At 34.4% G+C, this 25,706-nt stretch carries 26 protein-coding genes, 5 pseudogenes and 1 riboswitch; of the genes and pseudogenes, 25 read left to right on the forward strand and 6 right to left on the reverse strand.

All coding sequences use genetic code 11. The annotated features are described in order from the left end of the window. The 3 genes from HMPREF0493_RS00790 to HMPREF0493_RS00805 all read left to right on the forward strand — a co-directional run. Positions 1 to 1,898: lanthionine synthetase LanC family protein (locus HMPREF0493_RS00790; protein WP_006351327.1), on the forward strand; the 1,898-nt coding region annotated here is incomplete at its 5' end. 18 nt (positions 1,899 to 1,916) lie between these two features. Next, complete coding sequence (locus HMPREF0493_RS00800; protein ID WP_006351328.1) at positions 1,917 to 3,500, forward strand: ATP-binding cassette domain-containing protein; 1,584 nt, start codon at positions 1,917 to 1,919, stop codon at positions 3,498 to 3,500. 8 nt (positions 3,501 to 3,508) lie between these two features. Further along, complete coding sequence (locus tag HMPREF0493_RS00805; RefSeq protein WP_006351329.1) at positions 3,509 to 4,120, forward strand: helix-turn-helix domain-containing protein; 612 nt, start codon at positions 3,509 to 3,511, stop codon at positions 4,118 to 4,120. Positions 4,121 to 4,675: 555 nt separating this feature from the next. On the opposite strand, the gene HMPREF0493_RS08540 is transcribed toward HMPREF0493_RS00805, so the two are convergent. Then, a complete protein-coding gene (locus tag HMPREF0493_RS08540; RefSeq protein WP_006351331.1) occupies positions 4,676 to 4,843 on the reverse strand; it encodes a hypothetical protein in 168 nt (55 codons plus the stop codon). Positions 4,844 to 5,264: 421 nt separating this feature from the next. Here HMPREF0493_RS08540 and HMPREF0493_RS09305 point away from each other — a divergent pair, with 421 nt between their 5' ends. The 5 genes and pseudogenes from HMPREF0493_RS09305 (at position 5,265) to HMPREF0493_RS00830 (ending at position 7,447) form a co-directional block, all read left to right on the forward strand. Continuing rightward, a complete protein-coding gene (locus tag HMPREF0493_RS09305; RefSeq protein ID WP_428829109.1) occupies positions 5,265 to 5,549 on the forward strand; it encodes a PBECR4 domain-containing protein in 285 nt (94 codons plus the stop codon). A 441-nt stretch (positions 5,550 to 5,990) separates the two neighbouring features. After that, a complete protein-coding gene (locus tag HMPREF0493_RS00820; protein WP_006351335.1) occupies positions 5,991 to 6,545 on the forward strand; it encodes an RNA 2'-phosphotransferase in 555 nt (184 codons plus the stop codon). A gap of 36 nt (positions 6,546 to 6,581) precedes the next feature. After that, entirely contained in the window at positions 6,582 to 7,082 is a 501-nt protein-coding gene (locus HMPREF0493_RS00825) for a GNAT family N-acetyltransferase (RefSeq protein ID WP_006351336.1), read from the forward strand. A gap of 34 nt (positions 7,083 to 7,116) precedes the next feature. Then, a pseudogene (locus HMPREF0493_RS09310) lies at positions 7,117 to 7,239 on the forward strand (Fic family protein); the annotation flags it as partial. A gap of 19 nt (positions 7,240 to 7,258) precedes the next feature. Beyond that, on the forward strand, positions 7,259 to 7,447 hold the full coding sequence (locus HMPREF0493_RS00830) for a hypothetical protein (protein WP_006351337.1): 189 nt from the start codon (positions 7,259 to 7,261) through the stop codon (positions 7,445 to 7,447). Between the two features lie 95 nt (positions 7,448 to 7,542). On the opposite strand, the gene mgtA is transcribed toward HMPREF0493_RS00830, so the two are convergent. Continuing rightward, on the reverse strand, positions 7,543 to 10,224 hold the full coding sequence (gene mgtA / locus HMPREF0493_RS00835) for a magnesium-translocating P-type ATPase (protein ID WP_006351338.1): 2,682 nt from the start codon (positions 10,222 to 10,224) through the stop codon (positions 7,543 to 7,545). 77 nt (positions 10,225 to 10,301) lie between these two features. Then, a riboswitch (M-box (ykoK) riboswitch) is annotated at positions 10,302 to 10,468 on the reverse strand. A gap of 163 nt (positions 10,469 to 10,631) precedes the next feature. Here mgtA and HMPREF0493_RS00840 point away from each other — a divergent pair. Together HMPREF0493_RS00840 and HMPREF0493_RS00845 are read left to right on the forward strand one after the other, a co-directional pair. Further along, the gene (locus HMPREF0493_RS00840; RefSeq protein ID WP_050776627.1) at positions 10,632 to 11,027 is read left to right on the forward strand and encodes an MFS transporter; all 396 of its coding nucleotides are present in this window, start codon (positions 10,632 to 10,634) and stop codon (positions 11,025 to 11,027) included. 101 nt (positions 11,028 to 11,128) lie between these two features. Further along, positions 11,129 to 11,752 carry an NUDIX hydrolase N-terminal domain-containing protein gene (locus HMPREF0493_RS00845; protein ID WP_006351340.1) on the forward strand — a complete coding sequence of 208 codons (624 nt, stop codon included), beginning with the start codon at positions 11,129 to 11,131 and terminating at the stop codon, positions 11,750 to 11,752. Positions 11,753 to 11,787: 35 nt separating this feature from the next. Here the strand turns inward: HMPREF0493_RS00845 and HMPREF0493_RS00850 are convergent, their stop codons facing one another. Together HMPREF0493_RS00850 and HMPREF0493_RS00855 are read right to left on the reverse strand one after the other, a co-directional pair. After that, the gene (locus HMPREF0493_RS00850) at positions 11,788 to 12,600 is read right to left on the reverse strand and encodes an SDR family NAD(P)-dependent oxidoreductase (protein ID WP_081451940.1); all 813 of its coding nucleotides are present in this window, start codon (positions 12,598 to 12,600) and stop codon (positions 11,788 to 11,790) included. A 25-nt stretch (positions 12,601 to 12,625) separates the two neighbouring features. Next, a complete protein-coding gene (locus HMPREF0493_RS00855; RefSeq protein ID WP_006351342.1) occupies positions 12,626 to 13,483 on the reverse strand; it encodes a lysophospholipid acyltransferase family protein in 858 nt (285 codons plus the stop codon). A gap of 170 nt (positions 13,484 to 13,653) precedes the next feature. Here HMPREF0493_RS00855 and HMPREF0493_RS00860 point away from each other — a divergent pair. Continuing rightward, positions 13,654 to 13,971 (forward strand): annotated as a pseudogene (locus HMPREF0493_RS00860) (DapH/DapD/GlmU-related protein); the annotation flags it as partial. Positions 13,972 to 14,092: 121 nt separating this feature from the next. On the opposite strand, the gene HMPREF0493_RS00865 reads toward HMPREF0493_RS00860, so the two are convergent. Beyond that, positions 14,093 to 15,124 (reverse strand): branched-chain amino acid aminotransferase, encoded by a 1,032-nt coding sequence (locus tag HMPREF0493_RS00865; RefSeq protein WP_006351345.1) that lies wholly within the window; start codon positions 15,122 to 15,124, stop codon positions 14,093 to 14,095. A 195-nt stretch (positions 15,125 to 15,319) separates the two neighbouring features. Here HMPREF0493_RS00865 and HMPREF0493_RS00870 point away from each other — a divergent pair. From HMPREF0493_RS00870 to HMPREF0493_RS00920, 14 genes and pseudogenes are all read left to right on the forward strand, one after another. Then, positions 15,320 to 16,273: pseudogene (locus tag HMPREF0493_RS00870) on the forward strand (NAD(P)-dependent oxidoreductase). A gap of 90 nt (positions 16,274 to 16,363) precedes the next feature. Beyond that, complete coding sequence (locus HMPREF0493_RS00875) at positions 16,364 to 16,621, forward strand: hypothetical protein (protein ID WP_006351348.1); 258 nt, start codon at positions 16,364 to 16,366, stop codon at positions 16,619 to 16,621. Between the two features lie 187 nt (positions 16,622 to 16,808). Then, positions 16,809 to 17,060, forward strand: a pseudogene (locus HMPREF0493_RS08905) (aldo/keto reductase); the annotation flags it as partial. A gap of 260 nt (positions 17,061 to 17,320) precedes the next feature. Continuing rightward, positions 17,321 to 17,455 (forward strand): hypothetical protein, encoded by a 135-nt coding sequence (locus HMPREF0493_RS09165; protein ID WP_006351350.1) that lies wholly within the window; start codon positions 17,321 to 17,323, stop codon positions 17,453 to 17,455. Between the two features lie 12 nt (positions 17,456 to 17,467). Beyond that, positions 17,468 to 17,893: pseudogene (locus HMPREF0493_RS07995) on the forward strand (flavodoxin); the annotation flags it as partial. 312 nt (positions 17,894 to 18,205) lie between these two features. Beyond that, positions 18,206 to 19,159, forward strand: coding sequence for an aldo/keto reductase (locus HMPREF0493_RS00885; protein WP_006351352.1), 954 nt, complete (start codon positions 18,206 to 18,208; stop codon positions 19,157 to 19,159). 105 nt (positions 19,160 to 19,264) lie between these two features. Next, positions 19,265 to 21,004 carry a 1-deoxy-D-xylulose-5-phosphate synthase gene (locus tag HMPREF0493_RS00890; protein WP_006351353.1) on the forward strand — a complete coding sequence of 580 codons (1,740 nt, stop codon included), beginning with the start codon at positions 19,265 to 19,267 and terminating at the stop codon, positions 21,002 to 21,004. Positions 21,005 to 21,176: 172 nt separating this feature from the next. Further along, positions 21,177 to 21,473: a hypothetical protein gene (locus HMPREF0493_RS08000; protein ID WP_006351354.1), complete on the forward strand. Its 297-nt coding sequence runs from the start codon at positions 21,177 to 21,179 to the stop codon at positions 21,471 to 21,473. Further along, positions 21,437 to 21,817 carry an MFS transporter gene (locus tag HMPREF0493_RS08005; protein WP_153188379.1) on the forward strand — a complete coding sequence of 127 codons (381 nt, stop codon included), beginning with the start codon at positions 21,437 to 21,439 and terminating at the stop codon, positions 21,815 to 21,817. Before HMPREF0493_RS08000 ends, HMPREF0493_RS08005 begins: the two co-directional genes overlap by 37 nt. 222 nt (positions 21,818 to 22,039) lie before the next feature. Next, positions 22,040 to 22,591 carry a DNA-3-methyladenine glycosylase I gene (locus tag HMPREF0493_RS00900; protein WP_006351356.1) on the forward strand — a complete coding sequence of 184 codons (552 nt, stop codon included), beginning with the start codon at positions 22,040 to 22,042 and terminating at the stop codon, positions 22,589 to 22,591. Between the two features lie 124 nt (positions 22,592 to 22,715). Continuing rightward, complete coding sequence (locus tag HMPREF0493_RS00905; RefSeq protein WP_006351357.1) at positions 22,716 to 23,351, forward strand: ABC transporter ATP-binding protein; 636 nt, start codon at positions 22,716 to 22,718, stop codon at positions 23,349 to 23,351. Next, positions 23,348 to 24,112: an ABC transporter permease gene (locus HMPREF0493_RS00910; protein ID WP_006351358.1), complete on the forward strand. Its 765-nt coding sequence runs from the start codon at positions 23,348 to 23,350 to the stop codon at positions 24,110 to 24,112. The genes HMPREF0493_RS00905 and HMPREF0493_RS00910 overlap by 4 nt, the downstream gene beginning before the upstream one ends. Before the next feature lies 1 nt (position 24,113). After that, positions 24,114 to 24,629, forward strand: coding sequence for a GNAT family N-acetyltransferase (locus tag HMPREF0493_RS00915; protein WP_040456766.1), 516 nt, complete (start codon positions 24,114 to 24,116; stop codon positions 24,627 to 24,629). Between the two features lie 73 nt (positions 24,630 to 24,702). Beyond that, on the forward strand, positions 24,703 to 24,966 hold the full coding sequence (locus HMPREF0493_RS00920) for a hypothetical protein (RefSeq protein WP_006351360.1): 264 nt from the start codon (positions 24,703 to 24,705) through the stop codon (positions 24,964 to 24,966). Positions 24,967 to 25,019: 53 nt separating this feature from the next. On the opposite strand, the gene HMPREF0493_RS00925 is transcribed toward HMPREF0493_RS00920, so the two are convergent. Next, positions 25,020 to 25,505 (reverse strand): TetR/AcrR family transcriptional regulator, encoded by a 486-nt coding sequence (locus HMPREF0493_RS00925; RefSeq protein ID WP_006351361.1) that lies wholly within the window; start codon positions 25,503 to 25,505, stop codon positions 25,020 to 25,022. Between the last annotated feature and the right edge of the window lie 201 nt (positions 25,506 to 25,706).

Consider the following 25,706-nt stretch of genomic DNA (forward strand, 5'->3'; position numbering starts at 1 on the left):
CTAATATAATTAGAAGATTAGGAACCGGAAATATTTATTTAGGCATGAATTTATATTCAGGAGAGCAAGTTATTATTAAGGAAGCCAGATTGGGTTCTACTCCTACTACAACTAATTGTAGGTATAGATTATGGGATTTGAAAAAGAATGAATTTAACTTGCTTAATAATAGATATTTCCAAAAAAATATTAATCTTCCGAAACCTGAAGATATTTTTCACTACAAGGATTCATTCTTTATTATTGAGAAAAAAATTAATGGTATTACACTTAGAAAGTTTATATCTCAAAATCCACTTTTAGTTACTAAAAAGTATAAAGGAAACTTTTCAAACTATAATAGACATTTGAAAAATATTATTGAAAATATTTTGCTGCTTATTTTTTCGATACATCAAGCAGGATATATTATGAATGACATATCTGATGATAATTTTTTAATAGATTTAACTACAGATAAAGTAAGCGTAATTGATATTGAGTCAATTTCAAAGATGGAAGAAAACAAATATAGGGATGTAGAAACAGCAAGATATATTCTAAGAAAGCCAGAAAACTTGACAGACATAAATGCGGACTATTATAAATTATCGTTATTATTTTTATATTTAATATTTGGTAAAATTAATGAATTTCTTGTTGATGAGCACTTCTTTGAAAAAAGATTCCAGCTATTAAAAGATAAAATGTCAACAATTCAAAAAGATGTTGTAAATTTTTCTCTTTGGTTATATAAAAAATCAAAAAATAATTTTGTAGATCTTAATACTGAAAAAATAATTATTAATAAATTTAAATTTAGAAAATTTGATGAAGAAGCTTTAGATAATAGAAATTTATCAACGTCTGAAATTTTAACGCAAATAAAAAAGTATTATATACATAAATTTAATCTAAAATTTGATGATAAGTTTAAAGGTACAAATTATCTAGGTGATTTAACTAAATATACTTTAACTTACGGAATATTAGGCTCAATGATTTTGGGTAAGAAGCTGGCTTGGATTAGTGAAGTTAATTTAAAAGAGTTAATTCAAAAAGTTCATATAGAAATAAATAAAAATGTTGAAAAAAATCAATTAAATAATGGCCTCTTTTTTGGTTTGGCAGGGGCTGCCTTATTTGACTATTATATGGATATACCTTTTGAAGATAATGTGTATTTATTTAAATTAATTAATAGAATAAATAGCGAAACTAATACTTCTTTTGCCAATGGACTAGCTGGTATTATATATGCATTGCAAGAAATGAGTAAAAATAAAGGATATCCAGACTTTAAAGAAATAATAGATTCTATTAGTTTGAGCCATAAAGAGCCTAATAATAATGATGAAGGATTCGAATATGGAGATATTGGATGGGCATATATTTTATTGCGTGAATATAAGGTTAGTTCAAAAACTTTTTATTTGAATGTAGCAAGCAAAATTTTAAAACGATCAACTAGTAAATACCTAAATGAGAAGCCTTTTATGGGAATTTCCTATAACTCTAAATTGTGGCCAAATATTCGCTGTCCATATTTTATGTATGGATCTGCTGGTTTAATTTATGTTTTATCACTATTTTACAATATGACTGGCCAATTTAATTGGAAGATAATGGAAAAATATTTAACCTCGTTAAATCAACCATACGCCTATAATTATGGATTTAATAACGGTGCTGCAGGAATATTATACGTGTTAATAAAAATAAAGGAACAAAAGGATATTCCTGGAAATATTAGTCAAAAAATTAATAGTATGATTTTAAATTATAAAAGAATGCTATTATTTCACTATCAAAATAAAAATGAAGTATTAGGTTGGCCTACAGATGGACAAATAGATTTTGCAGATGATATTGGTTCTGGCACACTAGGAATATATCTAGTATTAAGAAAATTAATATAGAAAAGGGGGGCAGTTTCAATGAGACTTAACTTCTTTAAATATCTTTATCCACATAAGAAATTACTATGGTTTGGCATTATTATTGCTGGTGGATTGACTTCATTAGATGGGATTGTCTCTCCATACATTATTGGGACTTTAACCAATATTTTAATGGCAAAACACTTTAATCGAGTTCCGCAAATTTTAGTATTGTACTTGGTTTTGTTTTTAATAATTACAATTAGTTATTGGATTTGGCAATTATTATGGGCTAAGGCGAGGCAAGCTGCTAATTTACGAATGCGCGCAGATGTTTTCGACCACTTTTTAGATAGTCCTAGTACTGAACGAATCGAAAAGGTAAATAACTTCGTTAATGTTGATGTTAAACAAATTGAAGGACAATATGTCAATTCAGTTGTTAATTTAGTTTATTGTATCGAACAAGCTGTCTTTTCGTTAATCTACGTTATTAGTATTAATGGTATTGTTTCTATGGCATTTCTGATTTGTGGGTTATTGCCTTTTTTGGTTCCGCGGTTTACCCGTAATTGGGTTGAAGGTAGTTCCGAAATTTGGAACAAGAGCTATGAGGATTATAATTTAACTTTAAATGAAGCCTTACGAGGATTTCCAGTAATTAAGCATTTTAATGTTAGTGATATTTTTAAAAAACGTGTTAATCAAAAATTAGCTAGAGAAGAAAACAAATACTGGCAAATGTCTTATTGCTCAAGTACTGCCAGTTTTTGCTCACAGCTTAGTTATGCTCTTTCTTCAATTGCAGCATTAAGCGTAGGAGTACTTTTTGTAGTAAATGGTCAAGTAAATGTTGGAGAATTAATTTCACTATTTCTTGCTTCAGATCGCTTAACTAGTCCAATTATTACTATTTCACAGGTTTTTAATCAGCTGAATACAACTACACCATTGATAAAAGAAAACAGTATACTTAATAGCAAACAGATTGCGATTAATAATTTAACTATTGCTAGCCAAAACAGCATTATTAATTTTCAAAATTGTCAATTGGGTTACCAAAATCAGGCCTTATTAAAAAATGTTGATTTTACAATTAATCCCCATGAAAAAGTCCTAATTGTAGGTCGTTCAGGTATTGGGAAATCTACCTTATTTAAAACTTTATTAAATGAAATTCCATTAATAAGTGGGACAATTAAGGTAGCACCTAATGTTGCAAATAATTTTGGCGTGGTAGGACAGGAGAGTTATATTTTTTCTGATACTTTGCGGTTTAACTTAACTTTAGGCCGTAAAATAGCGGATGAAAAGTTGATTACAATATTAAAAAAAGTTGATTTAGAAAAATTTGCTAGACTAAAGGCACTAGATCAAAAACTAGGAAAAAGTGGTCTTAGTCTGTCTGGTGGTGAGCGAAGAAAAATTGAATTGGCGAGAGCTTTACTTGCTAAAAAAGAAATTCTGCTAGTTGATGAAGGCTTATCTGGACTTGATAAAAAAAGCAGTCAAAAGATTTTTGACTTAATTATGACTTTTCCAGGCACAGTTTTGGAAATTGAACATATAATTGGAAAAGAGCAGAGCATGCAGTATGATCAGTTAATTGATCTGAATCAAAAGCAGTATCAAGTAGAGTAGAGCTATTGATGAAGGTAAAAGTGCAAGTTATGACAATTGGTGAGGCTTTAAGAAGAAAACGCAAGCAGCTTGGCTTAAGCCAAACTGAAATGGCATCAAATGTAATCTCAACAGCTTTTTATTCTAAAGTTGAGCGTGATGAATACGATCTTGATACGATGAAATTGATTAAGATGTTGATGATTCATCAAATTGATCCAATCGAATTCATGAAAGAAATTATTCCAAAGAAGAAGGATGATGATCTTTATAGTCATGATGATCTGCATCGAAGAATTCTAGAAGCGTTTGCTGATCAAGATCTTAAAAGAATCAAAGCAATCCAAAATTATTGTGAAATGCATAAGATAGAAGATTTGTATGATCAAACGGTTTTTTTAGAAGCTGCTTTAAAAAAGGATCTTAAAATTATTTCAGATGAAATGAAGGAGAAAGTCAAAAATTCACTTTTCCAAAAAGAAAACTGGAATGATGATTATTTGTTTACGCTGACAAATTCTTTGGCAGCGTTTGATATTGAAACTTCCAGTGAACTAGTTCATAAGGCTCTAAAAAAATACTCTAAGAAAGAACAATTAACAAAAAAATATTGTCTATTTGCTATCATCAATTTGTGTTAATTATCTTTCATTAGTTTATTTTAATCATAGTCGAACGGCTGTAAGGGATGAAGCAATTTCTTTCTTGCAAGCGCTTCCTGAGCAGCCAGAAAATTGTTTTGCAAAAATTATGGCGAATTATTATGAAGCGATGTTTAATAATGATCAGTTAAAGATAAATTCAATTTTAACTTTTATGGAAAAGAATAATTTGAAGAAATTAGCTAAGCGTATAACTATTGATTAGAGTAAAATTTGAAAAGAGATGCTAATTACTATGATTCCATGGCCAACAACTTATTAAATAGAAAATATATAATATTTTCTCTGTTTTTTAACAAATGATAAAAGAGGACTACGTCCTCTTTTTTGGAATAAAAAACTGTTAACAACTTATCATAGAGATAAGGCATCAACAGGAAAAATTATAGAGCCATAATTATTTGATTTAAACAGTAATTATCCGCTTTTTTAATTAACAACCTTAAAGGTATATCGGCAATTGAAAACTGTCAAATAGTTTGTGTAAATAGATCTTTGATTTATTTGTTAGTCAAAGTAAGATTCCAATGTATCCTACACTTGGCCAAAGCCCTTATGGATTCGGTTGAAGTAGTTGTAGCTCATTACCTGAATACTAATAAAAGTATTAAGCAACTGATTAACTGTAGTTTGAATTTCAAACACATTAACTTTGTCTTGATTAAATAGTGCTTGAGTAATATTTTGGGTAAAATCATTCATCTTTGCCCAAACTATTTTACGGTCTCAGAATACCTAATATAATAGGTATATATTTTATAAAAACTTTAATGATAATTAATGTATTTGCCATTGTTTTACTTTTTGGATATAATTATTGACGAAAGGATAAATCCTAATGAGCGGTCGACTCATAGTCAATCTGATATTTCAATAGGACATAAGGGCCTAACGGGTTGCAAGAACCAAAGCAATCTTGATACATATATTGGACATAAGGGCCAAGCGGGTGGCAGACACCAAAATAAACCGACCAAAATGAGCTTGCACTTAGTGCAAGCTCATTTTTTTTGGAGAGAATAATGAAAAGAAATTATAGAAAATTAAAATCAACAGAATATATTTCTGTAAAACGTCATATGAATGATATTTATGAAGTAGCTGAATTTTATAAAAAATATTCATTAATAAAAAAGTTACTTTTTATTCAAAAAATACAACTATTACAGTAATTGCATCTGCATCTAATTTTATGCATTTATGTGGACTTCTTTATTCAAGAGGAAGCAAAAATTTCTTTAAAGATGTAATAGACAGAAAAGTTGATTTATCAAAAATTTTAGTAAAAACAGACGGTACGACGTTTCAAAAATCAAAAGTTTTAAATTCGTTCCCTGAATTAATTAGTAACAATGCCAGATTAACCAAAAGGGGCAAGTTTTTATTTCTCGACTACAATCAATTTTAAATTTACATAGAATGAAAAAATTTGATAAGGGAAAGACCATTATAAAAATAGTATCTCAAGAATTTAACTCTGATAAATCTATAGTGTTATTTAGCAGAAAATAATTTAAAGTGCAACTCGAAAGAAAAAATCTATTTTATAAATACTTTAATCCTAGTGTTAATCATTTTTGTAATGTTTAAAGTAGAATGTTACTAAAATTTTAAAACCTACCACATAAATACACATACTCTAATCGAGTATGTGTATTAAAATCAATAAAAATATTTATCTGTAAATACTGGTCTATAAAACAAGGAAGGTATAGTTAAAAGATATTTTATTAATTCAAACCAAGTTAAGTATGGTTAATATTAATAATTTTCCTGTAAAATTTTGGTCTGGGCAAATAGGGAAAACAGACCAAATTGCTTTTAAAATAAAGATAAGGAAGGTAAATATATGAACAATTATTCTACTCATCGTTCAGATGTCTTTATTAGCAAAAAAATGTCTTACTGTTTGCGCCATAATCCAGAAAAATATGGCCTAAAGCTTGATGAATACGGTTCTGTTGATTTACAAAAATTCTTGAATGCAATGAACAAGATGCACCATTTTCAGCCAAAATTAACTGAGATGAAAATTCGGGAAATTATGAATTTTAGTGATAAAGAACGATTTGAAATAAAAAATGGGAAAATCTGTGCTTTATATGGCCATTCTATTCCTATCAAAAGAAAGCAGGCAATACCGCCAGATATTTTATATCATGGTACGACGCATTCCTTTTTGTCTAGCATTATGAAAGAGGGACTTTTACCAATGGGCAGACAATATGTTAATTTGTCGACTGATATTGAAATGGCCGAGTCTGTTGGTAAAAGACGCGATAACCATCCGGTTATTTTAAAAATTAATGCTAAACAAGCAGTGAAAGATGGAATTAAATTTTATATTGGCAATAATGAAGTGTGGCTTTGTGATCATGTGCCGACCAAGTATTTAACTCTGTAAAATTCAATAAGAAGAATTAAGAAGTAGGAATAATTAATGAAAATAATTTATCGTACAGTAAAAAAAGCCGATTTACCAACGATTATTGATCTTGAATCAGCAGCTTTTCATATGAATAAAGAAATGACTGAAAAAGACATGATCGGCAGAATTGAGAACTATCCTGATACTTTTTTAGTTGCAGAAGATGAAGAGACTGGAAAAATTGTTGGTCATACTTTTGGTCCAGCTTTTGCCAAGCGTTACATCGAAGATAAGCTTTATTTTAAAAATCATCCTAATCGCGCTGAAGACAAATACCAAATGATCTTGTCAATTGTAGTTGCTCCCGAATATCGCCATCGGGGAATTGCTTCACATTTGTTGGATAAAATGACGGAAATTGCTAAGAGTCAGGGTAGAGTGGCAATTTCTTTAACTTGTTACCGTGAACTTTTTCCATTTTATGAGAGCAATGGTTTTGTCAATGAAGGTAAAACACATGATTTGCCTGATCCTGATGGAAAACAAAGTTACAATATGTTGAGAGAAGTTTAAAGAAAAAGGATAAGCTTATGTTTCCAGATTAATTTCACTGCCACAAACACAGACAATTATTGATGGGATGAGTGCTGCTGGAGTTTCGATTGATGATACCAATGTGATTGTTCAATTAAAACGCGGATGGCAGTATATTCTACAAGGATCCAAGCCGTCACTATTCACTTAGCAAAATGAGAAAGATTGATAATTATGTTGCCAAACACAGATTGCTCTCAGTAAGTGAATCACAAAAGAATGGCTTTTCATTTGATCAATCATTTTATTGGGAATATGAAAATTCAAGAACAGGCGGTTTGACCCGCAAAGGCAATACTTTGACTTTCAGCAATGTTTACTGCATCGAACAATTTAGAAAATAAAACAATTAGAAGAAAGAAGCAGCTCAACTAAATAAAGTTGAACTGCTTCTTTTGACCATTGCATGTGAGCAAAAGATTTATGTTTGTCAATATCATCAAATTAAATATGTTTCGCTCTTCAAATACCACTTCTTAACTACAGCCGTGAGCAGAATGTAAAGCATTAATAAAATCGCAACGATCCCTAAATAGTAAACAGGAATAGCTCCAAATTTCATCGCATGTGCAATTGAATTAATGAATGGCAAAACTGTTCCAATAAGGGCCGCGCCAATCGTAGCAAAAGTAACCACAGGAGCAGCATGCTGACTAATGAATGGAACCTTAGGATCTCTCAAAGCGTGAATGACCATTTCCTGCGTCCAAAGAGATTCAATAAACCATCCAGTCCAGAAGATGGAACTGAAAATTATTTTCTGCATTGCATTCGCATTTGCAAAACTTGTTCCAACAGCGTGCGGACAAACCACAAAGAATAGTAAAGCGAAGGTAATAATATCAAAAATTGAAGAGGTAGGGCCGAAGAAAAACATAAATTTAAGCAGCGTCTTCGTGCTCCATTTTCGTGGAACAGACAAGTATTTTTCATTCATCGTGTCAAACGGAATAGCTAAACAACTTGTTCCGTAGATCAAGTCCAAAATTAACAATTGCAGTGGCAACATTGGCAAAAATGGCAAGAGTGATGATGCAACCAAAATGGATAAAATATTGCCGAAATTGGAGGAAAGGGTAATCTTAATATATTTCATGGTGTTGCCAAAGATCTGCCGGCCAATGCGGACTCCTTTTTCAAGAATTCGTAAATCCTTGTGCAGCAAAATAATATCAGCTGACTGCTTAGCAATGTCGACTGCAGTATCAACAGAAATAGCAACATCGGCTGACTTCATTGCTGGAGCATCATTGATGCCATCGCCCATATATGCAACTGTGTGGCCATTTTCTTTGAGTAAATCAATAATCTTAGCCTTTAGTTCAGGTGCCAGCTTAACGAAGATATTGCATTCTTCCACCATCTTTTTCATTTCTTCATCGGTTTTATTTTCAAAATCGCTACCTTGATAAACTTTATCAACATTGAGTCCAACTTTTGAACCGACATTGCGAGTTACTTCTTGGTTATCACCTGTTAAAATTTTGACAGTGATACCGTCATTTTTGAGATTAGTCAATGCTTCTTTAGCCGTTTCCTTAGGTGGATCAAGGAAAGCTAAGAATCCTGCTAAAGTTAAATTGTTTTCATCTTCAACGCTAAATTCGCCAACTGGAGCGGGATTTTTCTTATAACCGAGCATGACAACGCGCAAGCCATCATTATTGAGATCTTTGATTTTTTGCAAAATATCTTGACGAATTTTGTCATTTAATGGTTTGATTTGGTTATCGATTTCAACTTGGCTTGAACAAGCAAGCATTTCTTCGGCAGCGCCTTTAGTAACTAATAAATGTTCATGATCTTTATTCATCACCACAACACTCATCCGACGACGCTTGAAATCAAATGGAATTTCATCAATCTTTTGGTAGTTTGCTTTAATTTTTGCGGTATCGATTTCGTTTTTGGCCGCATCGATAATTGCTTTATCGATCAGATCTTTCATCCCTGTTTGATAATGACTGTTCAAATAGGAAAGACCTAGGACCTTTTTAGTCTCTTTTAAACTAAGATCATAGTGTCGCTCTAGGACAACCTTATCTTGAGTCAAAGTACCAGTTTTATCGGTACAAAGAATGTCTGCGGAACCGAAGTTCTGAATTGAATTCATTCTTTTAACAATCGTGCCGTGCTTGGACATTTCGATTGAACCCTTGACCAAGTTGCTGGTAACAATAACAGGCAACATTTCTGGAGTAAGGCCAACAGCAATAGCAATCGCAAAAATTAAAGCGTTGAGCCAATTTCCTTTAGTTAAAACGTTAATAATAAAAACTAACGGAGCGATTATTGCCGTCATTAGCAGCAAAATTTTTGAAATGTTTTTAATGCCGACGTCAAAAGTAGTCTCTTTAACTTTATTGTTGGAAATGCTTTTGGCTAATTTACCAAAAACGGTCTGTTCTCCTGTAGCAAACACAACGCCGGTGCCAGAACCTGAAACGATGACAGTTCCTTCGTATAAAATATTTGGATAATCTAAATAAGTTTTAGAATCAGGCTTTGGCTTTTTATCGGCCATTTTTTCAACCGGATTTGATTCACCGTTCAAAGAACTTGATGAACAAAAGAGATCTTTGCTGCGAATTAAGCGCATGTCAGCAGGAACCAAATCGCCCGCAGCTAAGTTGATCACATCGCCGATAACGACATCCTTTGTAGGTAATTCTTGATTCTTCCCATCACGGCGAATATTAGTCGTGACGGAAATCATCTTGAGCAAGGATTCAACAGCGTTATTGGTTTTGACATTTTGAATAAAACTCGTCAAACCGGAAATAACAATCATGGTTAGCATGATGATAACAGTGCTTAAGTCTTTTTGATCATTTGGAACTAAGAGATAATTAGTGAAAAAAGACAAAGTTGCAAGAATCACTAACACGATAGTGAATGGGGTTAGAAATGATTCGACTAGATAATGAAGGGTCGTATGCTTTTGTTTATTAGCAATTTCATTAGGGCCATACTTTTCTAATCGCGCTCTCGCTTCACTAGATGTAAGGCCGTTAACAGATGTATGCAGTTTAGTTAAAACAGTATTTTTGTCTGCTAATGACATTTCTTGCATAAACTTGGTATCCGGAGTTATTTTTCTGGATTGGTTGATCTTTAACATTATCAATTCTCCTTATAAAAAATACTCGGCAAATAAACAAAAAAGCTGGTGCATGCACTGCACCAGCTTCACCAAGCGATTTTTACTCGTCGTTCAGTTTTAACACTACGTGACGTAAATTGGTTAAATTAGCTGACTGAGAAAAGCCTTGTATCGACCATTCTTGTTTTACTCGTTGGCATCTCTAGATGTTGCTGGGCATCAGCATATGTTCACGTAGGAGTCTCACCTAACAGTTCATTTGCTTTGCTATTCAATTTTCAGTGACTATCCTAAAGCTCTGAATTTAGTGTGTTAATTTACTTAACACACTCATATATTTTATATCGATTTGGTAAAGATTAAGTAAAGATTAAGTAAAGAATAAGTAAAGACTGTGAAACGATTGAGTGAATAGGCACTATTTTTTGTCATCGTTGCTTTATTCTTTTGTCACTCCTGCCTTGACAATTCTACTTCCAAAAGTTGCACAAGAATTTAAAAATGCGACTTTTTATAGTGCTTTTTATATCTGCTTTATAATTGGTTTTATAGCTGGTTCGATTATGACAGAAAAAATGAAAGTGAAAGTAAAGACAATAAGTATTACTTGGTTACTAAGTGCTTTACCGGTTTTATTGATGCTTTTTTTAACTAAAAATTGGTTTGGATTTAGTTTATTGATTTTTTCTTTTGGTTTTATTACAAACATTCATAATATTTTATCCGAATCTATGATTCAAATAGTTTCAGATGATCAAATATTAGGTAGAATTTTAACTACAATTCGAACAAGTACATCTATTGGTGGCCCAATAGAATAAAAAAGCATATTGAATATGAACTGAGACCTAAAAGTGAGACACTTTATATGTTTAAAATAAACTTGAGTAAGTTTATATGAATAGCGTCAGGAGAAAATCACATGAAAACAAATGATCAATTTACTGACTGGGCTGTTGAGTTACAGAGTATTGCGCAGAATGGTCTTAAGTACAGCCATGATGTTTTTGATCGTGAACGTTATCAGCAAGTTCGTGAAATTGCCGCGCAAATGATGGAAATCAAAACAGGGATGTCGATCAAGCAAGTCAAAACTTTGTTTTGTGGTGATGAAGGATATCAAACACCCAAAATTGAAACACGGGCGGCTATTTTTAAAGATGATAAAATTCTGCTTGTGCATGAAAAACTTACGGACGATTGGTCAATGCCAGGAGGGTGGTGTGAAGCTAATCTTTCGACTGAGGAAAATTGCATTAAAGAAGCAAAGGAAGAATCAGGCAGGGATGTTAAACCTGTTTTGTTGATTGCTTTGCAGGATAGAAATAAGCATAATAAACCAATTCTAGCTACAGGAATAATGAAGGCCTTTTATTTGTGCCAAGTAATAGGTGGAGAGTTTGAAGAAAATGATGAGACAAGTGATTGCCGTTATTTTGCTTTAGATAATTTGCCTAAACTTTCGATTGATCGTAATACTCCTGAACAAATAAAGATGTGCTATGAAGCGTCTAAGGATAATCATTGGAGAACAAAATTTGATTAAGAAACAAAAATGCAAGCATTTTATTGCTTGCATTTTTAATTATTTATCTGTTTTTTGCTTGTGTCGGCCCATTTTTTCGTTTCATTTAATCTACGTTGTAATTCTTTTTGGATGAAATTCAATGCATCGCTGCCTAACAAAAGCTGCTTTGGATAATCATCTTTTTGAATTTCTTCATAGATGACTTCGCCGGCCTTCATTGGATCACCAGGAACGTTTAAATCTGCAGGAATATTCTTCTTGCAATCCAATTCATTATCGCCAGAATACTTTTGCTGATCGTAATCTTTAACTTTGTCCTTTGTTTCTTCCAAGCTAGCATAAAAGTCAGTTTGGAAACCGCCAGGTTCAACGATCATCACCTTAATGTTAAATGGAGCAATTTCTCTTTCCAAAGCATCAGAAATTGACTCTAAAGCTGCCTTGGTAGCTGCGTAAAAACTGGAGCCCGTGCTGCCGCGAACAGCATCGACAGATGAAATATTGATAATCGCACCTTTTTTAAGAGTCCACATTTTTGGCAGAACTGCTTGAGTTAAGTCGACTGGCCCAAAGAGGTTGGTATCAAAAACCTTTCTGATTTCGTGATATTTTCCTTCTTCTACGGCGGCGAGGTAGCCATAACCTGCGTTGTTGACCAAAATATCAATGTGATCCAGGTCTTGAACATAAGTCATAAACTTTTTCATCGAGTCCGTGTCGGTTAGATCCAATTGCTTGGGGATGCAACGATCTGGGTATTGGTCAACGAGACTTTGCAATTTCTCTGTCTTGCGGGAAGTTACAATCACCTTTTCACCGTGCTTCAATGCGGCTAATGCGATTCCAGTTGATGCTCCAGTAATAATTCATGTTTTCATATTTATACGTTTTCTATTTTTTATCGAATCCAGCTATATCACTATAAGAAAAATGATAGTCCAGTTTTATGTTAAATGCTCGTTCAAATGCCTGCTTTTTTTGTAAATAATCCTTTTCTCTCATATCTTTTGCATTTTGAATGATCGATTTGTTAGCGTCGGGATAAATGGTTGGCAGAATATGCACGATTTTTTCGGTTTTATAAAAGTCGCGGTGGAACCATTCTTTTGACTTGCGTGGACGAATCTCGACAAAACAGGAGATAATAGGTACCTGCAGCTTAGCAGCATAATAGTAGGCTCCTTTTTGAAGAGGGCGGGGCTTGCAGTAGTTGAACCACATTTCCTGTTCTGGATAAACGAGCACCCATGCTTTTTTCTGAAAAACTTCTTTGATTTTGTTCGGCAAAGTGTGTCCCAAATAGTGCAGATCATGATTGATCGGAATAGTATCGGCATTGCGAACAATCAGTCCTATCGGGAAAAGCATGACTAAGTTGGTATCATTGATAATAAAAAACAAACGCCGATGCTGCCTCATGGCTAATTTTTTGATGGGCAACACGTCAAGTTGGTTGTAATGATTGCTAGTAATAAAGGCGTGCTCAGAGTGTGGCAAATTTTCTAAACCGCGAAATTGTACATCAGTAGAAAAAATGGGGGTGATCAAATTGAAAACTCCACGCAGCAAATAATTAAAGAAAAGATAAGGCGCCTTGTCCTTATTTGCCCAAAACTTGCGAATCAGGGCGTTGCTCTGTTCTTTGCTTAAAACCGGGTCGCCTATTTCCGCTTTTTTATGAAATTTTTTCTGCTCGGCGTTGCTTTTTATTTTCTCAATTACTTGTCGTCGATGACGGGCGATAATCATGCATTTCTACCTTCTTACTAAACTTATAATCATTATAGCGTATTTACTGTAAACATTTTGCTAATAGCGCTTTCATGATAAAATGAAAACCATAGGAAGAGGGAAATCTATGAAAGAAAATATTGAAAAATGTTGGCAGGACAGCCTTATCGTCCTGGAAAAGATGAAAGAATGTGATGTGTGGTCCGAATGTTTCCTTAATTACACCACTCCATCCCTTGATGTATCAACAACGCAATCCAAGAATGCAAGCTGATGGTAAGGTCGATACTGTTGAATATGGTGCGCCGATTACGATTGGCGATAACTGCTGGCTTGCAAGCAACATAACTGTTTGTCCAGGAGTAACGATTGGCAATGGCTGCGTTATTGGCGCAGGTGCCTTGGTTACTAAAGATGTACCGGATAATTCTTTGGTTGTTGGCGTGCCAGGCAGAGTGGTTAGAAAAATAACCGAAAAAGATCGGTTGAATAATTATCCATATTAATTTTTATAAAACATACTTTATAAAAATGCCTAAAAATGGAAAACATTAAAGTATGTTTTAAAGAATTTAACCAAAAAACGTCTTAGCTTATGCTAAGGCGTTTATTTTTTTAATTTTAGTATTAATCCAAATCAAGTTGAACGGTCCAACCATATTTGTCAGGCAAATCCCCAACTTGAATTCCAAATAGAGTGTTATAAAGCTTTTGAGTCAATGGACCAGCTTCCGTTTCACTGTGGAAGATATGCTTTTTACCCTTATAAGTTAAAGAACCAACTGGTGAAATAACTGCGGCTGTCCCCATCGCACCAGCTTCTTCGAATTTATCTACTTCATCTACTGGAATCTTGGTTTCAATTGGATTCATCCCAAGGTCTTTGGCTACCTTCAAAATTGAGTATTTCGTGATTGAAGGCAAAATTGAATCAGATTTTGGAGTTTGGAATTGACCATCCTTAGTAATGCCATAGAAGTTAGCACCACCAAATTCATCAATGTACTTGTGCTGAGCTGGATCCAAATACAAACAATCAGCGAAGCCTTCTTTTTTAGCTAAAAGAGAAGGCAACAAACTTCCCGCATAGTTGCCGGCCGTCTTGGCTTGACCAGTTCCAAATGGAGCGGCACGGTCGTATTCGCTTACTGTGTAAGGCATTGGCTTCAAGCCTTTAACATAGGAACCAACTGGCGTTGCATAAACACGGAAAATATAATTTTCGGCAGGAGCTACACCTGTCAAAGGTGAAACACCCATCATGAATGGACGAATATACAAAGTTGCTCCTGTTCCATAAGGCGGAATGAATTCTTGGTTGGCCTTAACGACAGCTTTGACTGCTTTCAAAAATTCTTCTTCTGGATAAGGTTCCATCAACAATCTCTTAGCGGAATTCACCATTCGTTTGGCGTTTTGGTCTGGACGGAACAAGTTAACGCCGCCGTCTTTTCTGCGATAAGCTTTAAGGCCTTCGAATACTTCTTGGCCATAGTGCAGCTCTTCGGCCGCCTCGTTAAAAGTTAAAGTAGAATCTTGGGTCAAATGACCGCCTTGCCATTTTCCGTCCTTAAAAGTATCAGTCCAGCGATAGGGCAAGTCATGGTAATGAAAGCCTAAGTTATTCCAATCAAGATCTGATAATTTTGTTTTAGTCATAATAAGACCTCCTTAATGCGTTTTAGAATTTGATAAAATCAATAGTTAAAAATATATGATTTGTCAATTAAATTTATAACCAGATAAAATAGTAAAAATATAATATATGTGTTGAAATACGTTACTATATGCTATTGTAAAGCAATAAAATAGAATTAAAGTCTTAAATACACACTTAAGAAAAGAGTTCTAATTATGAAAATAGCATGTTATGGCGTTCGACCATTGGAAAAACCATATTTTGAAAATTTAAATAAAATAAAACTACCAATTGAAATTAATCGAAGAATATTTAACCCGAGATGATGCGGAAATGGCGCAAGATTGCGATGCCGTTCTCATACGGGGAAATTGTCTGTGTGATGCTGAGAATTTGAAGAAATTCAAGTCTTACGGTATAAATTGGGTCTTCACCAGAACTGTAGGCTACAACCATTTTGATCTGCAAGCGGCCAAGAAACTTGGCATTTCCATTGCACGTGTTCCTAATTATTCACCGTTTGCTGTAGCAAATCTGGCCTTTACTTTGGGTGAGAATCTGGTACACCATGTTGCTGAAGCTAGTTATGAGGTACATTTGGGCGATTTCATAATGCATCCCCAATATTTTGCGACAGAATTTAATCGTCTAACAATCGGTATCTTCGGCGCTGGCAAAATCGGTGTCGCAGAAGCTAAATTATGGGACGGAATTGGGTACTTGCATATGATCCATTTCCATCTGATCATGCTAAGCAGTACGTTAATTTTGTCTCTCAGGATGAATTGCTCCAAAAGAGCGATGTTGTCTCTGTTCATGTGTCATATTTTCTTAAAAAGATGAAAACATCGGCTTATTTGGTTAATACCGCGCGTGGCGAACTAGCTGATACCCAAGCAATCGCTGATGCGATTAGAAGTGGCGAAATTGCGGGCTATGGCGGCGATGTAATTGTTGATGAAAAGCACCTCGTTGGCAAAAAGTTTGAGTCAATCGGACAGGAACCTGATGCGGCAGTTAGAGAATTAATGAGTCTTTATCCTAAAGTTTTGATGACACCGCATATGGGTTCATTTACTAAACCAGCACTCGAAGATATGATTTCTATTTCATACGAAAACTTTCATGAAATGCAGACAAAAGGCAATTGTAAATTTTTACTTAAATAATCAGATTCTTTGGTGATAAGAGTGGTATTTGCTACTATAAATGTCTTATAATGTGATTAATGAAAGTGATTTAAAAGAGGTGCAAATATTATGAAAAAGAACAAATGGATCTTAGGTGCTGGAATTGGCACTCTTGCTTTGGCAGCTTGTGCTGTAGTAAAAGGAGTTCTTGATAAACACAAAGACGAAGGTTTAAACGATCAAGAAGTTCCTAGCATTGAAGCTGGAGATGAAACAGAAGATCGTGGTGTAGCTCCAGTTGAAGATGTTTCTGCTCAAAACGATGATGAAGTTAAGAATCTTAAGGCAGATGCAATTAATCACGGTTATCAACCAATTAAGTATTAATCAGAATTAATATATAAAAAGCAGTCAGGAGAAGGCTTGAGCGCCTCTTTTGGCTGCTTATTTTGTTACCGATAACAATGATTTTTGTGTTGAAAGCGTTTAACAAAGGTCTATTATTTTACACTGTAAGCGCTTGAAGGTTAAAGGAGATAAAATGACGTAAAAACAGAAGAAGGCAGGCGTCAAACATGAAGATCTTTTTGTCAGCACGAAACTTTGGCCTTCTTCATATGGTGATCCAAACGCTGTTGATTCTGCACTTGACCGTTTAGGCCTCGACTACATTGATTTGCTTTTCCTTCACCAACCATCAGACGATTGGAAGATAGCTTACCGTAAAGAAATAATGTATCTTTCATCTATGAGTCTTTATCATAATTACCTTCATAACAAAGGCATGGTTCGTGAGAATCATGCCTTTATTTTGGGCTTAAGTTAATTAAAAAGACTAGCAAACCGAATTGTTAAATTCCGTTGTAAAAAATTTTATGACAATTGTAAATGCAGTTCTTTATGCAGTTTCTCAACCAGACACTGTTGATGTTTCTGAATTAGCCGTTAGACCTGCAGTCGAAGATTAAAAATTGCTGTACATTCTGCGTATAGCTCCATGCTCTTTTTCTAATTTATTCTAGATAAAATCCACCATATACTAACTATGTAATCGGATGAAGGAAAACAAAAAAGGAGCGAAAACTTATGAAACACAAAACTTTTAAAAAGTTTTTGGTAGCAGGTTTAGGAGTGCTAGCTGCTGCTTCATTATTTAGTTTTGGCAAGAGTCCAAATCAAGTTCAAGCAGCAAAGAAATCATCAAGCAGTTTGGTAATTTAATTTTCAAAAACTGGTAATACTGAACGTGCTGCTAAAAGAATTCAAAAGGAGACAGATGCAAGAATTTTAAGAATCACACCGAAGATACCTTATCCTAATGATTATGACGAAACTACTCGTGTGGCCCAACGTCAAATTCAACAAAACATTCACCCAGCAATTAAAACCAAGTTGCCAAGTATCAAGCGTTACAAGCACATTTACATTGACTTTCCAACCTGGTGGATGCAACCACTAATGATCATTCACACTTTGTTTGATCGCTATAACTTCCGTGGTAAGACAATTGTCCCATTTACTACTAGCATGTCTACTCCAATGCTTTACATTCGTCAAATGGCTCAACCATACAATGCAACAGTATTGAACGGATACAGATATACTGGCAGCAACACTGGTTTAAGAAATTGGCTGCAAGGCTTAAACTTAATTAAGTAATATTAAATATGAAAAATAGTTCAGTTCTATTGATTTGTTAGAGCTGAACTATTTTTCATAAATAAAAAGGCATCGAATGCATAATGTTATAATTTATAAAAAGAAGTCAGGTGAAAAGTATTATTCGTGATTTGAACCGTTTATCAATTGCAAAACTGGTTTGATGATGATAATTTAGGTGACTGGAAAAAAGAATAAGAGGGTACTCACATGTTCCCTGGGAACAAAAAAGTGCCGTCTTCACAAACTTTCATAGTACTTGTATTATTTGAAGTGTAAAGAATAACAAGTATATTATGAAAGGCTTTTATTATGAAAGAAACAAAATTAGGAAAAACTACTTTAAATATTTCTGCTATGGGTTTGGGTATCATGCGGATGTGTGATAAAACCCCAGAAGAAGCTGCCGCAGCTATTGATACTGCTTACGAAAATGGCATTAATTTTATCGATTCTGCTGACATTTATGGCCAAGGCAAGTCGGAAGAGGTTTTTGATCAAGCATTGAAATTAAGCAAGGTTAACCGCGAAGATCTTTTTATCCAATCAAAGGTTGGAATTGTTGTAAGTCCAGAAAGAAGCCATGGCTCAAGAGTTTTTGGTGGCAGATATGAGTTTACTAAAGACTATATTTTGAATGCTGTTGATGGCGTCTTGGATAGAATGGATATAGATTACCTTGATTCATTGCTTCTTCACCGTCCTGATTTTTTGATGGATTTGGAAGGAGTCAAAGAAGCATTTGATATTTTGCAAGCAGAGGGTAAAGTAAGATTCTTCGGTGTTTCTAACTTCAATGTTGAACAATTCAAGATGATGCAAGATGTTGTGAGCCAACCTTTAATGTTTGACCAATTGCAATTTGGATTGATGCACACAGGGATGATTGACACTGGTTTTAATACCAATGTGACAGGAACAGTTGATGCAAACCATGCCCAAGGCTTGATGGAATTCTTAAGAAGAAAGCATGTTACTCTGCAAGCTTGGTCACCATTCCAATATGGTCAATTCGAAGGTACCTTCATTAATAATCCTAAATTCCCAGAATTAAATGATGAATTAGAAAACTTAGCTAATAAATATCGAGTAGGTAAAAATGCAATTGCTGCCGCTTGGATTTTGGCATGGCCTGGTCAAGTACAAATGATCATGGGAACAATGACACCTGCACATATTGCGGATTCCGCAAAGGGTGCTGATATCAAACTGACTCGTCAAGAATGGTATGACTTATACATGGCTGCAGGACATAAATTGCCATAAATAACTAAAAGTTATGGTCTTGCCTATAATCTAAATATTTTCTCTTCAAATCTTTCTGATTTAAAATAAGTAACTGAAAAGAAAAATAGTTGAAAGGAGCCATTTATGAATCAACATCCAGACTTTTTATTAAACAAAATCAATGGTCCAAAAGATTTGAAAAAGTTAAATCTTGATCAAATGAATCAACTGGCTAAAGAAATTCGAACTTTGATTCTTGAAAAAGATGCTGCTGAAGGTGGACACCTTGGACCAGACTTGGGAATTGTTGAAGCTACCATTGCTTATCATTACGTCTTCGACGCACCAAAAGATAAGATCATTTGGGATGTTTCTCACCAAACTTATCCGCACAAGATGTTGACAGGCAGGGCCCTTGCTTGGCTTGATCCTGATCATTATCAAGATGTAACACCATACAGCAATCCTGACGAAAGCCCATATGATTACTATGCTGTTGGTCATACTTCAACTTCAATTTCGCTTGCTACAGGAATGGCAAAAGCGCGCGATTTAATGGGCAAGCATGAAAATATTATGGCATTAATCGGTGATGGCTCAATGACAGGTGGTATGGCATACGAAGGCTTGAACAACGCCGCCATTGAAAAACACAATCTTGTCGTTGTGGTTAATGACAACCAAATGTCCATCGATAAAAACGTTGGTGGTTTGGTTACCGCTTTAAAGAAATTGCGCGATTCTAATGGTGAAACCAAAGAAAATCCGTTCACTGCAATGGGCTTTGACTACCGCTATGTCGCAGATGGCAACAATATCAAGGATATGATTGATGCTTTCAAAGCTGTTAAAGATGTTGATCATCCAATTTTGCTTCATATTAATACCTTGAAGGGTAAGGGCTATCAACCTGCAATCGATAACGAAGAAGCGCACCACTGGGTAATGCCATTTGACTTGAAAACTGATAAGCCAACAAGTCCTGCGCCAGAGGGACCAACTGCAAATTCAGTTGCCCTTGACGAAGTAATTAAACATATTAATAGTGGTGAAAATATTATGGCCATCAATGCCGCTATTCCAGGTGTTTTTGGCCTTGATAAGATCAAAAACGAATATCCTGATCACTACACTGATGTTGGAATTGCGGAACAAGAGTCTGTTGGCTTTGCTGCTGGTGCTGCTAAAGAAGGAGCAACCCCTGTTTTATTTGAGAACTCAACCTTCTTACAACGTGCGTTTGACCAATTATCACACGATGTTGCTGCCAACGATTTGCCTGTTGTCATGATGGTTGCCGGCGGTGGAATTTCTGGTACTTCCAAGACCCACTTAGGAATATTCGATCAAGTCATGATTTCCAATTTGCCAAACTGGATTTATTTAGCCCCAACAACTTTAAATGAAGAAAAGGCTATGATGGAATGGGCAATTAAGCAGCGCAAGCATCCGGTTGCAATTAAAATGCCGACAAAAGCAGTGCCTGAAGGCAAACAAGTTGAAGCAAATTATGATGAAATTAAATACCAAGTTAAGAAAGGCAAAGATGTTGCAATTCTTGCTTTGGGTGATTTCTATAGTTTAGGTGAAAAAGTTGCCGACAAGCTTGGTGCTACCTTAGTAAATCCTGTTTCCGCCAATATTTTAGATATGAACACTTTGGATCAATTAGCAGCTGATCATGAGGTTATCGTAACTTTTGAAGATAATTCTCTTGATGGTGGTTTTGGTGAAAAAGTTGCTAGTTACCTAGGAGCTAAGACCAAGGTATTAAACTTTGGACAAAAACGCGTTTATACTGATCAAATTCCACTCGAACAAATCTATAAAGATAATCATTTAACAGTTGATCAAATTGTAGAAGATATCAAGAATGTTCTCTAAATAATTACAAGATCCCTGACAGGCATTGTCAGGGATCTTTTGTATCTAATAAGACTTTTTCAAAAATGCCCTTACATAAAATAACTTATGTTATATAATAAAAGCGTCAAGAGGGATAGGATCCCAAGAGATAAATTGATATAAATGATTAATAGATATAGAGGTATTTAAAATGAGAAAGTTAGTTAAGATTGTTTCCAGCGTTGTTGTAGCATTAAGTTTCGCAAGTTTGGGTGCCCAAACAGTAAACGCTGACACGGTTGCGGGTAATTTAACTGATCGAATTTCTAAATATACCTTAACTTTTATTGGCGGAGTCTTGAGTTTAATAGGTATTTTAGGTTATGTTTTTTCTCCAAATCCCAACTTATTGATGCTATTTCGTTTAATTAATGGTTCTGGTTTTGTCTTGTGTACTGTCTGCATGGCTACTTGGCTCCATTTGTTTCTATTAACGTCTATCAGATAATTGGCTATCGAATGACCTTGTGCTTATCAGCTGCTGCCAATTTGCTGATGATAATTTTAATTCAATTTATTGGCAATCGCGCCAAACCCGTTGTTAACGTAAAGAATAACAAGCATTCCCTTAAGATTATTCAAAAAGATGCTTTGCCGGTAGCTGCAATTATTTGTTTAATGTCAATTCCTTACTTTGCTACTCAAGCAGATATCGTTTCTTGTGTAGCAGAAAGACATTTGCATATTGCCATCGGTTCTTACTTCTTAATTTATGCGATTGTCTTGTTCATTATTAGAATTTCTCTTAAAAGTCTTTTTTTGGCGGCCTTATTGCCGACTACTTACCATTAAGCTGGTTTTATCCCATTATGTTGGTTTTAATTCCATTCATTATTATTTTGTATTTGATTAACGAAGAAAAATTAAATGAAGCAGTTAAAAAGCACTAGTCTGGTCAAAAAGATAGGTTTCGCCATAAAATAGATTTGTAGAAAAAAGATACTGAAGCAGACATTCGAGGGGATGCCTGCTTTTTGTCTTATAATTAAATCATCAAAATAAAGGAGAAAATAAATGGTAAAACGCTGCTCTTGGGGTAATACTGATGATTTGCTGTATCGTAACTATCACGATCAGGAATGGGGAAAGCTCAACCTAAATGAAAAATATTTATATGAGATGCTGGTCTTAGAAAGTTTTCAGTCAGGATTATCGTGGTCGACGATTCTGCACAAGCGGGAAAATTTTAGAAAAGATTTTGCGGAATTTGATGTAAATAAAGTGGTCCAATTTAATGATGATGATTTTCAAAGATTGATGCAGGATGCAGGAATTATCCGCAATAGGCTGAAGATTAATGCGGCGATTAACAATGCACAAGTTCTTGTTAAATGGCATCAAGAAGGTAAAAATTTTGCCGCTTTTTTAACTGAATTTATTCCTAAGCCAATTGATCATCATTTTAAGGCTGAAATTGATATGCCCGCCAAAGATGAATTATCAACTCAAATTTCGAAAACGATGAAAAAAGCTGGCTTTAAGTTCGTTGGACCAACAACTGTTTATTCCTTCTTACAAGCAGTTGGATTGATTAATGATCATATTGAGGCTTGTGATTTTAAATAAAGTATAAAGCAGTAAGTATTTTAACCTACTGTTTTACTTTATTTCATTAAATATTGGCTAGAGTATACTCAAGGTGTTTATAATTTAACTGGTAATATTGTAATCGTTAGATAGAAGACAAAAAATGCTATTAAAACTAGACCATATATCTTACAAAGTTAAAAAGAAGAAAATTCTCCATAATATTTCTTTTTCTTTGAAGAAACACGATTTTTTAACACTCACGGGCCCATCAGGTTGCGGTAAAAGCACGATTTTGAAATTAGTTGCATCCCTGATTTCCCCCACGACAGGTACGATTTTTTATCAAGATCGGGATATCGCCGAAATTGATCCAATTCAGTATCGCAGAAAAGTTTCATATTGCTTTCAGCAGCCTCTTCTTTTTGGAAAAACAGTCAATGATAATCTCTCTTTTCCTTTTGAAATCCGTAAACAAAATATGGATATGACAAGAATTGACCAATTGCTGAGGTTGGTTGATCTTGATCATTCATATTTGGACAAGAAAAAAGAAGAGTTATCTGGTGGTGAAAAGCAAAGAGTGGCACTTATTCGTAATCTATTGTTTATGCCAAAAATCCTTTTGCTAGATGAAGTTACAACGGGTTTAGATGATCAAAGCAAAGAAATCGTTCACCATTTAATTAATGATTGTCATGAAAAAGGAACGACGATTTTGCAGGTAACGCACGATCAAGAGGAGCTGCATTCTGCAAGCAAATTGATGAAGATGACGAAAGAGGGTACCTTAGCATGAAATCATTAGCTGTTAGCAATTGGTCGCTTCTTTTAGCATTCGCCTTAGTTCTTGTTTCAATCGCTATTAGTGCCAAAGAAAAGTTAGGCTTAACTAAGGACATCTTAATTAGTGTTGTAAGAGCAATTATTCAGTTGATAATTGTTGGTTATATTTTGAAATTTATCCTGCATGCCAACAATCTGATTTTGACAATTGTTTCTACCACAGTGATCATCTTCAATGCTTCGTGGAATGCCAATCAGCGTGATCCAAATTCAAAGCGCAAAATATGGAATTCAGTCATCGCAATTTTGGTTGGGACTTATATAACATTAGGAATTTTGGTGCTATCTGGAACTATCAAACCGACGCCAATGCAAGTCATTCCAATTACCGGTATGATTGCGGGAAATGAAATGGTAGCGGTTGGTCTTTGTTATAAGGCTTTAAACGACAGTTTCCATGATTTGCAGCAACAAATTCTTGAAAGACTGGCATTAGGCAGTGATATTAAAACGGCATGCTTTCCTATTTTAAGAAGAAGTATCAAAACAGCAATGCAGCCGACGATTGATTCAGCCAAAACCGTTGGATTAGTCAACTTGCCTGGGATGATGTCAGGATTAATTTTTGCTGGTGTTAACCCAATTTACGCTATCAAGTATCAGATTATGATTACCTTTATGCTTTTATCAGCGACAAGTTTAGGTGCGGTAATTGCTGGTTATTTAGCATATCGGAATTACTTTAATGAAAGAAAACAGTTGGAGTTGGGTTAAAATGCAGAAATATACGCGATTAGCAACGAAAAATGATATATCAAATATTATGTTAAGTATTGACGATGCGATAGCCTTTTTAAAACAATCAGGTTCAACTCAGTGGCAAAATGGTTATCCAAATCAAAAGGTGATAGAAGAAGATATTGCTAATAAAAATGGATATGTTTTCGTAGTTGGCAATCAAATTGCAAGTTATGCGGCAGTCATCGAAGGCATTGAACCAACTTACCAAAAAATAGATGGTTCTTGGCATAATGAACGTGATCCGTACGCAACCACTCACCGTATTTGCTTTTCTTCTAATTATCAAGGGCAAGGTTTAGCGAAGATTTTTATTTCAAATATTGTTTCGCTTGAACTTAGCCGCGGAATTAGAAATTTACGTGTTGATACTCATCGCTTAAATATTCCGATGCAAACATTGGCCGAGCATAATGGTTTTAAATATCGGGGCATTATTCAATGCAATGATGAAGTAGATCCGGATCGTTCGGCATATGAATTAAATTTATAGTGCTTTTTATTTGAATCTATGTCTCAAGAGTGTATGCTGTTTAGTTAAAATACTAGAAAGGACATGGTTACAAATGAAGTTTATTAACACCAAAACGAAAATGATTATCAATGGCTTATTAACTTTAACCGGTTTAGCCATGTTGTTTTCAGGATTAATTATTCAAATGAATGAAGCAAGCAATTTTGACGCTGGTCAAAGACTTGCTACCGCAGGCCCAACACTTGCACTAATTATTGTTAGTGTAATGATGGTCATCGGTTTTGGGATGGCCTTTTTTAATAGCTGGGCAATCATGAACAACCATCATGCTAAACATGTTGTTAAAGCTGTATAATTGATAAACTAATAATAAAAGAAAAGAGAGTGATTTTTGATCACTCTCTTTTTTTACTTTTTGAGCAGCAATAATAATTGTACCGGCGACTTCACTTGCACCAATCCGAGAATTTCACGAACTTGATATCTTTTGGTTTCTTTAACTGACAATTCGCGGATTTTATTGGCAAAATTAATGTCGCCATTTGAAGAAAGGAGAATCGTACCTTCTTCCTTAACCGTGTCACAATAATCGATTAGATATTTAAATTCTTTTTGGGCTAATGCGACATTTGTCTCATTGGTTAGTGGGCTTGAAACTTGGGTTACATTTTGATAATCTTGATCATTTATCTTTTTCAAGCCTGCTAGAATTTCATTTTCTATTTCGTTAAGAACTTCGTCTTTATCTAAATAATAATGATAAAAAGTTCTGGTGCTAACTTCTGATTTCGCAATAATATCTTTGTTTAAAATATTTGCTAATGGTTTTTCTTTAATGCAGTTAAGCAAAGCCATTTTAATTTTATTCTTGGTTACAACACTTCTGACGTCCATTAGAATGCCTCACTATAACTTGATACTAAAAGTAGAGTTTAGTAGTTTTTTCGCTTCTTTAACAGAAATCATATCGGTAAAATCAAGCCAGTTAAGAATGAAGACCAACTTTCTGTCAACATAAGAATTCAATTCGGTTTCTGCTAATGCAACACTGAGAGAAATCTCTCGTCCCTCAGTCTATCTTTGGTATTCAGATAT

It is taken from the genome of Lactobacillus amylolyticus DSM 11664 (genome assembly GCF_000178475.1).
Classification (GTDB): Bacteria; Bacillota; Bacilli; order Lactobacillales; family Lactobacillaceae; genus Lactobacillus; species Lactobacillus amylolyticus.

Bases quoted from the DNA above. Each gene is read 5' to 3' on its own strand.
- HMPREF0493_RS00800 (WP_006351328.1), top strand. From the start codon at position 1,917: ATGAGACTTAACTTCTTTAAATATCTTTATCCACATAAGAAATTACTA.
- HMPREF0493_RS00805 (WP_006351329.1), top strand. From the start codon at position 3,509: ATGAAGGTAAAAGTGCAAGTTATGACAATTGGTGAGGCTTTAAGAAGA.
- HMPREF0493_RS08540 (WP_006351331.1), bottom strand. From the start codon at position 4,843: ATGAATGATTTTACCCAAAATATTACTCAAGCACTATTTAATCAAGAC.
- HMPREF0493_RS00820 (WP_006351335.1), top strand. From the start codon at position 5,991: ATGAACAATTATTCTACTCATCGTTCAGATGTCTTTATTAGCAAAAAA.
- HMPREF0493_RS00825 (WP_006351336.1), top strand. From the start codon at position 6,582: ATGAAAATAATTTATCGTACAGTAAAAAAAGCCGATTTACCAACGATT.
- HMPREF0493_RS00830 (WP_006351337.1), top strand. From the start codon at position 7,259: ATGAGAAAGATTGATAATTATGTTGCCAAACACAGATTGCTCTCAGTA.
- mgtA (WP_006351338.1), bottom strand. From the start codon at position 10,224: ATGTTAAAGATCAACCAATCCAGAAAAATAACTCCGGATACCAAGTTT.
- HMPREF0493_RS00845 (WP_006351340.1), top strand. From the start codon at position 11,129: ATGAAAACAAATGATCAATTTACTGACTGGGCTGTTGAGTTACAGAGT.
- HMPREF0493_RS00855 (WP_006351342.1), bottom strand. From the start codon at position 13,483: ATGATTATCGCCCGTCATCGACGACAAGTAATTGAGAAAATAAAAAGC.
- HMPREF0493_RS00865 (WP_006351345.1), bottom strand. From the start codon at position 15,124: ATGACTAAAACAAAATTATCAGATCTTGATTGGAATAACTTAGGCTTT.
- HMPREF0493_RS00875 (WP_006351348.1), top strand. From the start codon at position 16,364: ATGAAAAAGAACAAATGGATCTTAGGTGCTGGAATTGGCACTCTTGCT.
- HMPREF0493_RS09165 (WP_006351350.1), top strand. From the start codon at position 17,321: ATGAAACACAAAACTTTTAAAAAGTTTTTGGTAGCAGGTTTAGGAGTG.
- HMPREF0493_RS00885 (WP_006351352.1), top strand. From the start codon at position 18,206: ATGAAAGAAACAAAATTAGGAAAAACTACTTTAAATATTTCTGCTATG.
- HMPREF0493_RS00890 (WP_006351353.1), top strand. From the start codon at position 19,265: ATGAATCAACATCCAGACTTTTTATTAAACAAAATCAATGGTCCAAAA.
- HMPREF0493_RS08000 (WP_006351354.1), top strand. From the start codon at position 21,177: ATGAGAAAGTTAGTTAAGATTGTTTCCAGCGTTGTTGTAGCATTAAGT.
- HMPREF0493_RS00900 (WP_006351356.1), top strand. From the start codon at position 22,040: ATGGTAAAACGCTGCTCTTGGGGTAATACTGATGATTTGCTGTATCGT.
- HMPREF0493_RS00905 (WP_006351357.1), top strand. From the start codon at position 22,716: ATGCTATTAAAACTAGACCATATATCTTACAAAGTTAAAAAGAAGAAA.
- HMPREF0493_RS00910 (WP_006351358.1), top strand. From the start codon at position 23,348: ATGAAATCATTAGCTGTTAGCAATTGGTCGCTTCTTTTAGCATTCGCC.
- HMPREF0493_RS00915 (WP_040456766.1), top strand. From the start codon at position 24,114: ATGCAGAAATATACGCGATTAGCAACGAAAAATGATATATCAAATATT.
- HMPREF0493_RS00920 (WP_006351360.1), top strand. From the start codon at position 24,703: ATGAAGTTTATTAACACCAAAACGAAAATGATTATCAATGGCTTATTA.
- HMPREF0493_RS00925 (WP_006351361.1), bottom strand. From the start codon at position 25,505: ATGGACGTCAGAAGTGTTGTAACCAAGAATAAAATTAAAATGGCTTTG.